The 16333-nt window shown below is 44.8% G+C and carries 12 protein-coding genes; 9 read left to right on the top strand and 3 right to left on the bottom strand.

Annotated features, from left to right (window positions below):
* Positions 1–4 precede the first annotated feature (4 nt).
* Positions 5–2242: a hypothetical protein gene (locus HF312_00790; GenBank protein ID MCU7518717.1), complete on the bottom strand. Its 2238-nt coding sequence runs from the start codon at positions 2240–2242 to the stop codon at positions 5–7.
* 141 nt (positions 2243–2383) lie between these two features.
* Here HF312_00790 and HF312_00785 point away from each other — a divergent pair, with 141 nt between their 5' ends.
* The 3 genes from HF312_00785 to HF312_00775 all read left to right on the top strand — a co-directional run bounded on the left by HF312_00785 (position 2384) and on the right by HF312_00775 (position 5303).
* Entirely contained in the window at positions 2384–3247 is an 864-nt protein-coding gene (locus HF312_00785) for an AraC family transcriptional regulator (protein ID MCU7518716.1), read from the top strand.
* A gap of 64 nt (positions 3248–3311) precedes the next feature.
* Complete coding sequence (locus HF312_00780; protein ID MCU7518715.1) at positions 3312–4301, top strand: SMP-30/gluconolactonase/LRE family protein; 990 nt, start codon at positions 3312–3314, stop codon at positions 4299–4301.
* Positions 4302–4313: 12 nt separating this feature from the next.
* Entirely contained in the window at positions 4314–5303 is a 990-nt protein-coding gene (locus HF312_00775; GenBank protein MCU7518714.1) for a Gfo/Idh/MocA family oxidoreductase, read from the top strand.
* A 44-nt stretch (positions 5304–5347) separates the two neighbouring features.
* On the opposite strand, the gene HF312_00770 is transcribed toward HF312_00775, so the two are convergent.
* Together HF312_00770 and HF312_00765 are read right to left on the bottom strand one after the other, a co-directional pair.
* Positions 5348–6271 (bottom strand): cation transporter, encoded by a 924-nt coding sequence (locus tag HF312_00770; GenBank protein MCU7518713.1) that lies wholly within the window; start codon positions 6269–6271, stop codon positions 5348–5350.
* Positions 6272–6423: 152 nt separating this feature from the next.
* Positions 6424–7128, bottom strand: a complete 705-nt coding sequence (locus HF312_00765) for a hypothetical protein (protein MCU7518712.1) — start codon at positions 7126–7128, stop codon at positions 6424–6426.
* 207 nt (positions 7129–7335) lie between these two features.
* Here HF312_00765 and HF312_00760 point away from each other — a divergent pair, with 207 nt between their 5' ends.
* The 6 genes from HF312_00760 (at position 7336) to HF312_00735 (ending at position 16324) form a co-directional block, all read left to right on the top strand.
* On the top strand, positions 7336–8607 hold the full coding sequence (locus HF312_00760) for a sugar ABC transporter substrate-binding protein (GenBank protein MCU7518711.1): 1272 nt from the start codon (positions 7336–7338) through the stop codon (positions 8605–8607).
* On the top strand, positions 8589–9566 hold the full coding sequence (locus HF312_00755; protein MCU7518710.1) for a sugar ABC transporter permease: 978 nt from the start codon (positions 8589–8591) through the stop codon (positions 9564–9566). The genes HF312_00760 and HF312_00755 overlap by 19 nt, the downstream gene beginning before the upstream one ends.
* A 1-nt stretch (position 9567) precedes the next feature.
* Complete coding sequence (locus HF312_00750; protein MCU7518709.1) at positions 9568–10383, top strand: carbohydrate ABC transporter permease; 816 nt, start codon at positions 9568–9570, stop codon at positions 10381–10383.
* Positions 10384–10680: 297 nt separating this feature from the next.
* Positions 10681–11718: a LacI family transcriptional regulator gene (locus tag HF312_00745; GenBank protein ID MCU7518708.1), complete on the top strand. Its 1038-nt coding sequence runs from the start codon at positions 10681–10683 to the stop codon at positions 11716–11718.
* Between the two features lie 53 nt (positions 11719–11771).
* Entirely contained in the window at positions 11772–13529 is a 1758-nt protein-coding gene (locus tag HF312_00740) for a T9SS type A sorting domain-containing protein (GenBank protein ID MCU7518707.1), read from the top strand.
* A 146-nt stretch (positions 13530–13675) separates the two neighbouring features.
* The gene (locus tag HF312_00735) at positions 13676–16324 is read left to right on the top strand and encodes a TonB-dependent receptor (GenBank protein ID MCU7518706.1); all 2649 of its coding nucleotides are present in this window, start codon (positions 13676–13678) and stop codon (positions 16322–16324) included.
* Positions 16325–16333 lie beyond the last annotated feature (9 nt).

Genomic DNA, 16333 nt, shown 5'->3' with positions numbered 1-16333 from the left:
AGAACTAGTATAGTGTTCTGTTTAATATCTCCATCTGCACGTCCCTTGAAAGCTCCACAAAACGTGCGCTGAAGCCGCCGACCCTCACAAAAATATGTCCGTACTTTTCAGGCTCCTTCATTGCGTTTTCCAGGTCGTTCCTGTTTACAACCGTAATCATTGCCTGCGCGCCTCCTTTTTCGAAGTATGTCTTAAGCAGGCTTTCTGCTATTATACGCTTTTTTGTAAACATGTCGCGGCTGAATTTCATGTTCTGTACGGCGCCGGCATGTATGTATGTCGATGGCTTGACAATTGAATTCAGCATTGCCGTTACACCCTGACGGTCAAAGCCGCTTGATGGGGCGTTCCCGTTATTCATAGGCTCGCCCGACTTCCTTCCGTCGGCTGAGGCTGAGGTCTGGTGCCCTAAGAGAGTGTTGGCGCTGTTATTTATAATTACAATGAGATAAGAATGCAGGTTTGTCTTATCTTTCTGCGACCTTGTATACTCAGCCGCGTGTGTATCTACCTTTAAGAGCATGCTGTCCGCGCACTCATCGTCGTTTCCGTACTTTGGGCATTCAAGCATAAGACTGCGCTCCTCTTCAAAGCCTTCAAAGTTATGGTCCAGAGCTCTTAAGAGATCCTCATGGCTTAAGCGCTTTTCATCATAGACAAGCTTTTTTATCGCAGTCAGGCTGTCTGCCGTATTGGAATTACCATAGGTTTCAAGCGTTCCGCCAAGATAGTCAATGCCGCCCTGGAAGGCTCCAAGTCCTTTCTCAAGGCATCCGTCGTATAGCATGCTGAGGTAGAGAAAGGGGGCAGTCTCCCCGGCAACTTTGTATTCCAGCTCCTCGTGGCATGCCAGAAGATCAATAAAATGCTCCACCTGTTTAGTATAGGCATTCCAGAGCTTATCGAATGTGTCAAAACTCCTGAACTCACCCAGTGAAAGCCCCGTCTTTTTTCCTGTAGCAGGGTCAACCCCGTTATGAAGCGTAACTTCCAGTGCCTTAAGTAAATTTATGACCCCGCTCGGCGTACCGAAGCTCTTATGGTCGATAATATATTCACCGCAGCCGTAGGGGACGTACTGCTCGCTTAAAGTGCGGCTCAGGCAGAAAGCCGACTGCACAGATGGGATATTGACGTCATCATTATAAAGCATAGGGTAGGTGCGCCCTTCGCCAATTGTGTCCAGAGCCTTCTCCATAAGATGGGGATTCATTCCCTTGTAGAACCTGAGGGAGAGCTGCGGCTCGGCTTCTTTTACGTTCAGCGTGGCCTCCATTGCCATAAGAGCAAAACGGTCGGCGTTTTTTTCGTTTCTCCGCCCTTTGCCTCCAATAATTACACGGTTATGCACAACAGTGTTTCTTGCCGCCATGAGCCTCCACATGGAGTCCAGCATCTTCTGTGCCTCACTTTCAGAGATAAGGTTAGAATTAAGGTCATTTACAAGAAAGTCTCCCATATAGACGTCCATCCGTCCATAGTTCCTTATGTCGGCCGCCAGTGAGTAAAGCCAGAAAAGCTGCAGAGCTTCACGGAAAGTTCCGGGTTTTGAAGCTGTAATTGTTTCCATCACGGACGCCATTTTGAGGAGTTCACCTTTGCGTTCAGAACTATTTTCTTCCTCCGCCTTAAGCTTTGCCTCACAGGCATAGTAAAGGCATATATCAATTAAAACGTTCAGGGCTGTAAGCATGGCCTCATAAATTTCAGTATCATTGCCTTCATTTGAGGCATAGATCTTAAAGCGCCTTATCTCATCAGCCATTCCCGGAATTCCAAGTTCTAGGAGTTTACCGAAATCAATATTTCCACCTGTCAGCCTGTATAAAGGAAACCCTATGCCGTAGTCGTGCATCCAGTCATCCGTTGGGAGCCATTTTGCCATCTCCTCAGGATAACGGCTGCGTAGCCTTGAAGATGTGTTCTCCATTTTCCAGAAACTCAGCATGTCTTCAATTTTCTGCCTGTATGCCTCATCCAGATCGCTTTTTGCCATTAGCTCGCGCATTTCACGTTCCTGGCAGTAGTAGCCGAATGCCGTAGGACCCCACTCGTCGGGCGTAACTCCTACAAATGTATGTTTAATTCTTCCGGCAAAAAGGTCGCCATCCTTAATTTCTGTGAAAAATGCGGGATATTGCGCCTTCAGGCACATGGCCTCCCGGACTGCCGCGTGTGCATCTTTATACTTTCTGTAAGTTTCTGTAAATTTCAGCTCTGTTTGTAATATATTGTTCTTCATAGCTCCTGAATTCCTTTGTGGACTCTCTAACTAAAGGAAAAATAAGTATTGTGAGGGAGTTTATCTTGTCTTTTAATGATCAGTTTATTGTGCTATATTGATATTGACGTTTCTAAGTAATTTGTTTTGGGGTAAATGGAAATGGAAAATATGCTCAAAATGAAGGCGGATGAACTGATAGATCCTGCTGCTGAGATTCACTATGCGTTTCACAGGAACCTGAAGGATATTACCGTTCCTCACTACCACGACTTTTACGAAATTTTTATAATTACAAAGGGAAGTGTAATTCATAAGATTAATGGCCAAAGGGAACGTCTTACTGAAGGCACTCTTGTTTTTATCCGTCCTGAAGACCGGCATTACTATGAAAAAAGTGAAAGTGAGGTCTGTGAACTCTTAAACCTGGCTTTCCCAAAGAAAGCTGTCAGTGAGCTCTTCAGCTACCTGGGTAAAGGCTTTATGCCTGAAAGGCTCCTTTTGGCTGAAAAGCCTCCTTATGTTTTACTCTCCGGGGCCGAGAAAAACTTTGTTGTTGAAAAGCTGGAGCAGCTTAACGTTATTCCAAGAAAGAATAAGGAGGAGATAAAAACACGCCTTAGAGTACTTCTCCTTGAAATTTTTACAAGATATTTTCCCCTTGAGAAAGCAGAAGAAAAAAGCTCTGTGCCCCAGTGGCTAAGAGGCCTGTGCACTATAATGCAGGAAAAGGAAAATTTCATTAAGGGGCTTCCCGTGCTGCAGGAATTATCCCATAGGTCGCCTGAACACTTGTGCCGTGTTTTCAAAAAGTACCTTAACACTACTCCCACTGAATTTATAAATGACCTCAGGCTTAACTATGCCGCAAACGTCCTTTCCAGCACCGATCTTGAAATAATTGACGTCTCTGCACGCGCGGGCTTTGAGAACTTAAGCCACTTTTATCACCTCTTTAAAGAAAGGTATAGCGTGTCGCCCGGAGAGTTTAGAAAGCTTCATAAGAAAAGCATGATCCCTTCCTGATATTGATTATAAAAACCAAATTATCTATGTTGCTTTTAATAAACTCAACTTAAGCCGGTAAGCCATGCAATTAAAGTCTCTTCTTTTCTTACTTATATGCCTTATTGCTTCTTATTCTGCAAACGCGCAGGAAAAAGGGAACGTTTTCCCTCCGGGAGCAAGTCTCGAAAAAGTATTCGGTGACGGCTTTTTTACCGAAGGCCCTGCAGAAAGCCCCGATGGATCGATATACTTCAGCGATCTAACCTTTACCTCCGAAAGCCGGATGCAGGCGGGATATATCTGGAAGTTTGACCCCCGGACGGGGAAGACCCATCTTTTCCGCTCCCCGAGCGGAATGGCTAACGGGATCAGATTTAATAATGAGGGCAATATGATTGTAGCCCAAAGCGCCGACTTTGGCTTAAGATGCATAACTGAAACTGACATGAAAACAGGCAAAAGCCGCATAATAGCAGGGCTTTTTAATAACAAACCTTATAACTCGCCTAATGACCTTTCAATAGATAAAAAGGGAAGGATATACTTTACAGACCCCAGGTATACGGGGCACGAAAAAGTTGAGCAGCCTGTTATGGGTGTCTACCGCCTGGACACAGACGGAAAAGTAAGCCTCATTATAAGTGACCTCCCGATGCCTAACGGCATTGCAGTCTCACCTGATGAGAAGACTTTGTACGTCGGGTGCTATGATGAGGGAAGTGAAGCTGATTCAGTAAATAAAGTTTCAAGATCCCCGCTGATGGAGATCCTTGCCTATAATCTGAAGGAGGACGGGAGCGCACAATTAAAAAAAGTTCTAATTAAGCTTCCTGCAGAAGGCGGGCCTGACGGCATCAGGCTTGACGAAAAGGGAAACATATTTGCCGCAATTAGAAATGAGGCTTCGCCATCGGTTAAAGTGTTTTCTTCAGAAGGACTTGAAATTGCGTCTTTGCCCGTGCCTGAAGTGCCCAGCAATCTTACTTTCAGCAGAAATGGCTACCTTTATATTACGGCAGGAAAAAGCCTCTACAGGATAAAAACATTAAACAGGGGATACTTTACAAAATAAAATTGAGGGGATATGAAAAAAGTAAAACTTGGCATCATAGGCTGCGGCATTGCGGCAAGGGAACTGCACCTGCCGGCACTCGAAAAGCTGAAAGACAGGTTCGAAATAACCATGCTCTGCAACCATACAGAGCAGAAGGCAAAGGACTTATCAGGCAGCCTTGGTAACGTTCCTTATGTGCTGGACTACCGTGACCTCTTAAAAAGCAGCAGCGTTGAAGCCGTGGATATTGCGCTTCCAATCCACTTAAATTACATGGTTACAAAAGATGCACTTCTATCAGGCCGCCACGTAATTGTGGAAAAACCGGTAACGGCAAATCTTACCGAGGGGAAGAAAATTCTTTCTTTATCAAAATCTTCAGAGCGCGTAATGCTGGTAGCCGAAAATTTCCGGTACCGCAAGGTTTTTTTGAGGGCTAAAGAGCTCATAAAAAAAGGAAAGATCGGAAAGCCGTATGCCGCAACGTGGGACCTGTTTAACCAGGTGACTCTTCAAAGTAAATATGCCAGAACAAAGTGGCGGCAGCATCCTCGGTACCCGGGTGGCTTTATGAATGACGCCGGTGTCCACAACATAGCAGCCTTAAGAATGCTCTTTGGTGATTTTACTTCAATTAGCGCATTTACAAAAAGCATAAATCCTAAGATTGGCCGGCCCGATACTATGAGCATTCAGTTTGAAACCCGCACGGGCATAAGCGGTGTGTTTAATATCTTCTTCTCGGTTGACGGATACTGGGAAAATAAGCTTCTCATATTCGGCAGCAAAGGAAGCATTATTATACAGGAAAATAAGCTCACGCTTAAAAGAAACGGAGAAGACGACTTCGTTGAGGACCTTGAAGACGATAACGGCTATGTCGCGGAGTTTATGGACTTCTATAACGCCATTATGAAAAAGAGGGAAGTCTTAAGCACTCCTCTTGAAGGCTACAAGGACCTCGAAGTAATTATTAACGCCTTAAAATCGGCTGACAGTAAAAGAAAAATTAACCTCTGAAGACTAAAAAAGGCGGGCAGTTTCTTTTGTGTCCGCCTTTCATCTTACGCTTTCTGCTTTTTTATAGACCCCGCCTCAATAAATATCTGCTGAATCTCGGGGTAGCACGTGGTGATCTTCTCCTCCAGGCGGCTTATTACCTCGGGAAGATCTCTCAGCATAACATCTTTGTTAAACTGGATTTCCATATTAAGCAGTACCTGGTCGGGCCCAATATGCATGGTCAGGATTTTATCCGTATCCTTAACCGACGGATCGCTGCTTGTTATCTCTTTAATTTTCTGCACCACCTCACGTTCGGCACTCTCGCCAATCAAAAGCTGCTTGCTTTCAAAGGCAAGGAAGAAGGCTACAATTGTAAGAATACACCCGATTAAAAGTGACGCAATAGCATCCAGATAAGGGTTTTCTAAAGTGTGCCCGAGATAAATTCCAAGTGCAGCAATTATAAGTCCTGCAATTGCCGCGGCATCTTCTAAAAGAACGGTGTAATTTGTCGGGTTCTTGCTCGTAATAAGCGCGTGGAAGAATGTCCTTTTACCTTTTTCCTTTATGAATTCCCTCAAGGCAATAAAGAAGGAGATGCTTTCTGAAACCAGGGCTATTGCAATTACGACATAATTCCACAAAGGATCCCTGATTTCAGAAGGACTGTTTATATGCTTTATCCCCTCATAAAACGACATGCCTCCTCCAAGCCCGAAGATCAGTACCGCAACAACAAGGCTGTAGAAATAAAGCTCTTTCCCGTGCCCGAAGGGGTGGAGTTCATCGGGGGGCTTTTTGCTTTTATGAATACCGACTAAAAGAAATACCTCGTTTCCTGTATCTACAAAGGAATGGATTGCCTCACTCAGCATGGCCGAGCTCCCGGTTACGGTGGCGGCAACGAGCTTTGCCGCGGCTATGACCAGGTTTGCCGCCAGTGCCCCGTAGACTGCAACCGGGCTTTCGTTATTTTTACTCATAGGTTTCCTGAAAAATGGACATAACTATATAATGCACTGAATTACTTACTGATTCAATGAAATTCAAAGGAGGACTATTTAAAACTAAAAAGCTCAGGCTTTGTTATCCTGAGCTTTTGCAAAGTTATAAGTAGTTTTATAATCTGTCAGTTTTATTGCGGCTTTGAAATCCGGAAAGGCATTTCCCTGAAAAACTCAGGGGCAATTTTCTTTGTAATTTCTTCCCAGGTTGCCAAGGTCACATTGAGCGAAAAGGGAGCATCTATAGTGGCTTCCCCGATTGCAACAACTTCTTTTTTATTGTAATCATAAAGAATGTATTCAAATTCTGCATTCAGAGTTTCCGAATCCTTGGCCCCCTTGAATATACTTAATAATGATCGCTTCTTTCTTTCAATTTTAAGCCTGTTCATAACCAGAATCAGATCCGGTTTTATATTGCGGGAATATAAGACTTCTTTTTGGGGTATATAAAAAAACGGGAGCACTTCATTGTTATTCAGAGGCTCATAAAGCCTGAAATATTTCAGCTTATCGTACTGGGAAATGAAAATACTGGAGTCCAGTTGCGTTTTGTAGATTTTAACCCCTGTTAAATTTGCACCGGCGTAGTCCATAATGTTTTTATATGCCAGCTCTTCAATTATAACTTCCGGTTCCCGTTTGTCATTGGGGAAATCATCTTTCGCATCATCCTTGTTTACAATTTTTATTGCATCCTTGCTTATAGGTGCAATTAAGAGGACCTTGTCAGTAAAATCGGTATTATTATAATTTTGACTTAATACAAATTTAGAACCGCCCCCGCACCCGGCAAAGATCAGGGAGGCAAATACTGCGGCAGTAAATAGTTTCATATCTGGCCCAGGTTTATTTATGAAAAAATGACAACCATTGAATAAAAGAACGGTGCATGCAAGAGCTGATTGCCAAATATAATATTTAAGACTCTCCAAATGCAAGTATTCCGATTGCACCTGAGCACAAAAATAATTATATATCAGAAACTAAGTAACTGTACAAATCAAATTCCGCTTTAGAAACCTTCATCGGAGCTGGGAGAAGTGAAGTTTACAGTTAAAATCCTTCTGATCTGCCTTTCCTTTTTGTCTATGTCCTGCAGGCAGCAGGCCGAAAGAAAAGTAACAATTACTTTCTGGGCCATGGGGGCCGAAGGGGAAACCGTGCAGAAGCTCGTTCCGGCTTTTGAAAACCTGAACCCCGGAATTCACGTCAAAATTCAGATGATCCCATGGACAACTGCTCAGGAAAAACTGATAACAGCATACGCAAGCGGAAATACACCTGACGGCTGCCAGCTTGGCAATACCTGGGTTCCACAGTTCGAAGCCTTAAACTCACTGGAAAACCTGGACAAATGGATTAAATCTTCCAATGTAATTCAGAAGGATAAATACTTTCCCGGCATATGGGATACCAACGTGCTTAGAGGAAGTACCTTCGGCATTCCCTGGTATATCGATACCAGGCTCCTTTTCTACAGGACAGATATTTTAGCCCTGGCGGGCTACAAAAATCCGCCCAAAACCTGGGCCGAGCTCTACGACGTATCCAAAAAGATAAAAGCCCTTGCCGGAGAATCCGGAAGATTTGCCATTTACCTGCCTACAAGCAACGAGTGGGCGCCTTTTATAATTTTCGGCCTCCAGAACGGGAGCGATATACTTAAAGACAACGGGCGCTATGGCGACTTCAGCAATATAAAATTCAGGGAAGCCTTTGAGTACCTGATAAAATTTCACAAAGAGGGGCTTTCTCCTGTGGGCATCTCTCAGGTGACAAACGTATATCAGGCATTCCGCGACGGGTACTTTGCCATGTATATCTCGGGCCCCTGGAATATAAGGGAATTTGAAAAGTGGATGACCGGGCCCTTAAAGGACAAGTGGATGACGGCGGCACTTCCTTCTCCAACGGGAAATAAACCGGGTTTGTCGCTTGCCGGGGGCTCCAGCCTTGTAATCTTTAAGGAAAGCCCTCATAAAAAAGAGGTATGGAAATTCTTTGAATACCTTTCTTCCACACAGGTTCAGCTCCGGTTCTATAAGGAAATAAATGACCTTCCGGCACTTAAAGAAGCCTGGCATGACTCTTCCATTACAGGCAATAAATACATGAAGGCTTTTTTCATTCAGTTTCAGAACGTGGTGGCTACACCCAAAGTCCCCGAGTGGGAAGAAATAGTATTTTCAAAGGTTCAGCAGTATGCCGAACTTGCCGCCCGGAACGTTATGCCTGAAAGTCAGGCACTTAAGGCCCTGGACCATGACGTGGATAATATACTGGAGAAAAGAAGATGGCTCCTGAGCAGGTAAGAAGCAGAAAATACACTGTTGACAAAAAGAAGCATGAAGCTAAAGAAAAAGCTGGGAGCCGGGATCTCCATTCGAAAGCGCCATTTTCAGTTAAGATCCCCGCGGCTTATCTATTCCTGGCTCCTGCGATGCTGGCAATAGCTGTTTTTTTCTTTATCCCCGTTGCCGCGGCATTCATAATCAGCTTTACGGATTTTGATATCTACGCCTTAAGCAGCTTCTCAAACCTCAGGTTTATTGCCCTGAAGAATTATCTCAGGATTTTTAATGACCCCTTGTTCTACAGGGCGCTTAAGAATACATTTTATTTTGTAATTGGCGCAGGCCCTCTTTCAATTGCGGTCTCCTTAGGTGCCGCAATGCTCTTAAACTCACCCATGGTCAGGCTAAAAGGTCTCTTCCGCCTTTTTTATTTTATACCTGTAGTTACAACGCTTGTTGCCGTTGCAGTGGTCTGGCGATTTATTTACCACCCACGCTTCGGCATTCTTAACTACCTCCTTGGATTTCTGAGCGTAAACCCCATTGACTGGCTTGGTGACCCCGATTGGGCTATGCCTGCAATTATTCTCATGGCAGTCTGGAAAAACTTCGGCTACAATATGATCATTTTTATTGCGGGGCTCCAGAATATTCCGGAATACCTCTATGAGGCTGCAGTGCTTGAAGGCGCGGGCTGGTGGCACAGGTTCAAAAGCATTACTCTTCCTATGCTGGCCCCCACAACAATATTTGTGGGCATCATTACCATGATAGGATATTTCCAGCTTTTTGCCGAGCCGTATGTGATGACGCAGGGTGGACCGCTCAACAGGACTTTAAGCATTGTCCAGTATATGTATGAGGAAGGCTTCAGGTGGTGGAATATGGGATACTCTGCCGCACTGGCCTTTGTCCTTTTCTTTATAATTTTTGCTGCGGCATTACTGCAGCTAAGGTTCCAGAAGGATGTAGAATAGCATGCCGGCAAAGAAAACAATACTGCACTTATTCCTCGTAATAACGTCACTGCTTACGGTCATGCCTTTTATCTGGATGATTTCCGCCTCACTTATGGCAGACGGCCATGCAAGCGTCTATCCCCCGAGGTTTATTCCGGACACCTTTACAACCGTGCAGTATGAAAGCCTTTTCTCCAGGCTAAGCGTTGCACAGAATCTCTTTAACAGCATTTTTGTAAGCCTCCTGGTCACAGGCGTCTCCCTTATTTTTAATTCCATGGCGGGCTACGCCTTTGCAAAGTACCGCTTCAGAGGGAAAAATAAACTCTTTAACCTGCTTTTAAGCTCAATGATCATTCCATCCCAGGTTACAATGCTGCCGTTATTCCTCATGCTTAAGTACATGGGACTAATAAATACCTACATGGCAATCCTTATTCCCGGCATGGCAAACATTTTCGGTATATTCCTGATCAGGCAGTATGCTCTTTCAATTCCTGACAGCTTAATTGAATCCGCAAGAATTGACGGGGCGGGCGATTTCCAGATTTATTCCAGGATAATACTTCCTCTTGCAAAACCTGTTCTTGTAACCCTTACAATCTTTACATTCATGGGCACGTGGAACGATTTCCTATGGCCCCTTATAGCTCTTACCGACAGCAGTATGTACACACTTCCTGTTGCGCTTTCAAGCCTTATGAGGGAACATTCAAAAGATCCCGAACTCATGATGGCGGGTTCTGTAATTACTATTATTCCTGTCCTTGCCGTATTCCTTGCTCTGCAGAAGCATTATATTAAAGGAATTATGTCAGGAAGCATAAAGGGGTGATTGTGCCTTCCCCAAAATGGTTATTTCTATTGCGGGAGATTTAATTAACTTGCTTAAAAGCAAATGTAAACGTATACATATTTTGTAGGCAATATTGTCTTTGTACTTTTTCTCCCCTTATAAAAATTCAGGCATACCCGGAATAAACACAATAATAAAACCAGTTGCCTTCAGAAGTAATTATGGAATTTTAAGCGCTGAATTTCTCATTGGGGCACATAAAAATACATTGTTAGTAACCGCTCCATTTAGTAGCCTTCAATAGGCGTGTAAACGTTTACATGGGGCGCGACAGTAATGACAGTTACTATCAAGGAATTGGCCGGACGTGCCAGGGTCTCTACGGCAACAGTCTCCCGGGCGCTTAACAATGACCCTAAGGTTAGACCAGAAACCCGTGACCTGATACTTAACCTTGCCAGCCAGCTAGAATACAAACCGAATATTCTTGCCCGGAATTTTGTAAAAAAGAAAACCAATATTATAGGAATCGTCCTTCCTGAGGCTGTAGACGGATTCTTTACCGAGTTTATCCGCGGAATTGACGAGGTGGCCTGCGCCTCGTCCTATAACACAATGATTGCAGATACACACAAGGAACGCACAATCATTGAATCTATAATCAGCTTCTCGGCAAGGGGAGTGGTCGACGGAATTGTAATCATGGCCCCTTCTTTAACCGAACGCCTTAAAGAGGCACTCTTCAGGTGCGAAATACCGGTCGTGATAATAAACGGAAAAAGTGAACTGGATCAATATGACTCTGTCGGTATAGACAATTTCCAGGGGGCTTATTCAATTACAGACTACCTTGTAAGAACATTGGGCTACAGAAAAATTGCCCACATTACAGGACCCTCCTTAAATAATGACGCTGTTGAAAGGAAAAACGGCTACTTAAGTGCGCTTAAAGAGAACGGCCTGACTGTAAACGAGAACTGGATAATTAACGGCGATTTTACGGTTAAAAGCGGCGAGAATGCCTGCCTGAGGCTCCTTAGCCTTCCGGATAAACCCGAGGCCATCTTTGCCGCAAACGATATGTCTGCAATCGGGTGCTATAAGGCCATTGAGTCCTTCGGCCTCAGAATCCCGGATGACATTGGCATTGCGGGCTACGACGACGTTTTTGTCAGCCAATTCCTGTCTCCCAGACTTACTACTGTCCACGTCCCCATTCAGGAACTGGGAAGAACCTCTGCAATTCTCCTGATTCAAAGAATAAAAGAAACAAAAAGAAATCAGGAAGACCCCGTTAAAAGAACACATATTAAAATATCTACCGGCGTTGTGGTCGGTAAGTCCTGCAAATTTCATGACTGGAAGAAATTTTAAAATAGTTCTGCTGTTCTAAACAAATTAACAATCTATACAAAAGGAGTAGGCCTATGAAGAAGACCTTTCTATCTTTAGTGCTGCTCGCAGTGTGTCTTTTGGCAGCATACCAGAATTCTTATGCCCAGAAAGGGCATAAAGATCCACAGTACCTGCAGGTCGTTACGGCAGAAAAACCCCTCATAATCGACGGCAAACTGGATGAAACGGACTGGCAGAGGAGGTTCGACTATCTCGTTTTCGGAAGGAACGCCAAGCCGGGTGACGTCGAATATACAGTAACAGGAAGCGCTATCGTAGACACGGGGTATATCGATACTACTTTCTGCCAGGTGAAATTCCTCCACAGGGGACTCGACCTTTATATCTCCCTGAAATCAAACGATAACTCCATATCAAGAAGAACAACAGGCTGGGAAGGCGACGGCCTGTTTATGAAGATCAAGGACACAAAAGGCGCCAGCCAGGAATACAAGCTCTACTATAACCTCCCCGGCAAAAAGGATTCAATACACGTTGAAACCCCGGCATCGTATCCTAACTCAGCACAGGGAGCAGGTATTGCTAAGGGAATCGTAAACCAGATCAGTCCCCCGGATTCGGGCTACACGGCTGAAATGGTTATCCACCTGGATTCCCTCGGATACAAGGACCCTTATGGCGACATACTTGTTCTTGTCAACATCTTCGACCCGAACGGATTTACAGACAGCGTTACTACCGGCACATACTTTAAGAGCTGGTGGGGAAGCGAGTGGGGTGTAGGCATGGGAGGCAACGACCCCAAGGAGTGGAGGATCTTAAGGCTCTCGGACCCGCCTCTTAAAGACGCAGTTAAGACTGAAACCGCAATAACGCTGGACGGAAAGCTGGACGAGGCGTTCTGGGCAATGGCCGATTCAGTTGTAATTGCCGAAGGGAGCAATTCCTCTACGGGCGGCTTCTATATGCAGTGGTCCGATACAAACAATGTCTACAGGCCTAAGACAACTTCTGTTGTTAAATTTGCCCATAATGGAACGGACCTTTACGTGGGCGTCACCTCCGACGACAAGTCCGTAACCAGATGGTCCCCAGGCTGGGAAGCTGACGGCATGTTCCTCTGGATGACTAATAAGGGAGAAATCCCGGCCCCTGCGGGAAGAATGGAAATAAAAAACATGTACTTCAAAGACAGTATCGGTGCCCATACGGAATTCCAAACCAGTACGACCGTCCCAAACGGCGGAGCTGAAGGAGTGTCATTTGAACCTGTAGGTACAATTACAGATTCTGAAACAGGAGGACCCGATAAAGGCTACTCTCTTGAAACCGTTATCCATACCGATATGTTCGGTTACGCCGAGGGCGACACGGTTATGCTAAGTATATGCATGTGGGATATGCAGTACTCCGACAAGGTGGCATATTCAAAGGATACCTCCGACTATGCCCCGCACTGGTGGGGTAGTCAGTGGGTGGATAATACTTTTGAAAAGTTCTATATGTACCGCAGCGTGGTGCTGAAAGGACAGACGGCCGGGGTTCAGAATAACAGCATCGGACCCAAAGTTTATGCGCTCCTGCAGAACTATCCTAATCCTTTTAACCCGTCAACTACAATCAGGTATTCAATCCCTGTTGACGCCACGGTTACTCTGAAAGTCTTTGACGTTATCGGCCGTGAAGTTGCCCTCCTGGTGGATTCTGAGGTGAAGGCCGGCGTGCACACCGTGCAGTTTGATGCCTCCAGGCTCTCAAGCGGACTCTATTTCTACCAGATAAATGCAAACGGCTTTGTTCAGGCTAAAAAGATGATGCTGATTAGATAGCCTCTAAGGCTTACTATATTTCGCAGGGGCAGGGCCCTAAGGCTCTGCCCCTCTGAATGGTTCTGTAAATTATAATGCACTCTCTGAAATGTAATCTGTCTTCTTTTGAAAATGCACTTGGCGTTAATTAAACCAAAAAGGCCGGTATGATGAAACTTTACAGAGTTCTGAAGGTAATCCTTCCTTTACTTTTGTTCCTGGCCTCGGAAACATTTTATGCCGGACAGACCGGGAAGATTACGGGTACGCTTAAAGATAAGAAAACGGGCGAACCCTTAATGGGAGTCAACGTTTACACCGAAGATAAAAAGTACGGAACGGCTACCGATATAAACGGCTACTACGTTCTTCTTAATGTCCCTCCGGGCAGGTATACCCTAATGGCCTCAATGACAGGATACAGGACTGTAAAGGTTGAAAGTGTCGGCGTCTCGGCGGACAAAACAACTACTATCGATATACAGCTTGAGGAAACCTCAGCAGTCCTGGCTCAGGAAGTTGTAATTACGGCAGAAAGGCCCGTCATACAAAAGGATATTACTTCAAGTGAACTCTCGGTAGGATCAGAAGAAATTAAAAATCTCCCGGTTGAAAACCTTAAGGATGTCCTGCAGCTCAAAGCAGGCGTAATTACAGATGCTAACGGGGGAATACATATAAGAGGAGGCAGAACCTCCGAGGTGGGCTACCTCATCGACGGAATCCCCGTTACAGATAATTTTGCCGGGGAACAGGCCTTCGGCGTCGACGTTCAGGCTATAGAAGAGGTCAAAGTGATAAGCGGCGTCTTTAATGCCGAATACGGACAGGCAATGTCGGGTATTGTGGACGTAATTACCAAACAGGGAAGCGACAAGTTTGAAGGGAACCTTAATATCTCCTCTGGCGACTATCTTACAGGAGCCCGCAATATCTACCCCGGACTCAATAAGTTCCATCCCCTTCAGATAAACGACATTAAAGCAAACCTTAGCGGTCCGATAGAAATTTTCAGCCAAAAAGTGAGCTATTACCTGGCCTTCAGACGCTATGAAAACCAGGGGTGGATCTACGGAATAAGAAGGTTTAACCCTAAGGACAGTTCCTTTGAAAAGGGGAACGTGTTCTATATTAATGCTACGGGAGATAATAAGCTCATCCCCCTTAACGGAAACCTTGATTATAACCTTCAGGGAAAACTCAGCTTTAATATCCTTAACCCGCTGAAGTTTTCGGACCTGTTTTTGTTTGACGATTCAACACATCAGTATTATGACCACCTTTATAAGTACGACCCGGACGGGCTGCCGAAAAACTACGGCAGGACGTACAATAATATTGTTACGCTTACTTATGTTTTTACTCCAAGCACCTATGCTACTCTTAAGCATTCATTAAGATATTCTGAAAGCAAAGCCTACGTTTATCCGGATATAAATGATCCGCGCTATGCAAACCCCCAGCTCCTGCAGCAGATGACAGGTTATGCTTTCTATACGGGCGGGACCAAAATGGTCCATTATAAAAGGGGTACAACTACAAATATTATAAAAGGGGACCTGGAAAGCCAGGTGAACCGATATAACGAGGCCAAAACAGGTTTCGAACTCAGATTCAACAAAATTAACCTCGATAACCAGACTGCAAAGTACAGGGATACGGTCTTAATCTTTGACGTAAACCAGTTCTTTAATGAAGGCTATTTTTCCTACAGGCCCTTCAGCATGGCTTTCTACCTCCAGGATAAAATTGAATACGAAAGCATTATTATAAATGCCGGAATAAGATACGACTACTTTAATTCCAAAGGGCTCATCCCCACAGACCCAAGGGACCCTGAAAACAGCCCCAAAGTCCGGACAAAGGCTCAGAACCAGTTTAGCCCAAGAATAGGTATTGCATTCCCCATATCTGCCGACGGCACAATACACTTCAGCTACGGGCACTTTTTCCAGATCCCCCCGCTGGAATTTCTCTACGCTAACCCTAACTTCAGGGTCGCGCCGGGAGGGCTTTATACGCTTATGGGTAATGCAAACCTGAAGGCCCAGTCAACTGTAGCCTATGAAGTGGGGCTCCATTATTCATTTTTTAATACGCTGGGACTTGAAGTAATCGGCTACTTTAAGGATATGACAAACCTACTTGGAACGGAAATTCATGATACCTATATCGGGGGCGACAGGTATGCCGTTTACGCAAACCGCGACTACGGACAGACAAAAGGCATCACAATCTCGCTTTATAAAAGACCAACGGCTTCGGATAACGTCTCGGTCTCGCTCGACTATACATTCCAGAGCGCTCAGGGCAATGCCTCAGATCCAAATGACGCATTTAATAAGATGCAGAAAAATAAAAAGCCAAATATTCAGGTGATTCCCCTGGACTGGGACCAGACCCATACGGTCAACCTTTCACTGTTCTATATAGTCCCGAATAATTTTAACCTCGGGATAATTGCAAAGTATGAAAGCGGATTCCCGTTTACTCCTGAATACCAGAACCTGGAGACCAGCTTTGAGAACTCTTCCCGAATGCCGAATAAGATTAATGTCGACCTTCAGCTGAACAAAGACCTGATAGTTTCAGAAAAAAACAGCGTTTCGCTTTACCTTAAAGTCTATAACCTTTTTGATTCAAGAAATGAAACAAACGTCTTCCGGGATACCGGGCGCGCGGGCTATTCACTAGTAAGCCAGTACACTCCTCAGGACCAGGGGGTTAACACCCTGAGTGAGTTTTTAACCAGACCGGACTATTACTCGGAACCCAGGAGAATTGTCCTGGGACTTAATTATAACTTCAATTTTTAATGCGGATTT

The organism is Ignavibacteria bacterium (assembly GCA_025612375.1).
Classification (GTDB): Bacteria; Bacteroidota; Ignavibacteria; order Ignavibacteriales; family SURF-24; genus JAAXKN01.
The sequence above is the reverse complement of the archived record's forward strand: the minus strand, read 5'-3'. Positions and strand labels throughout refer to the sequence as shown.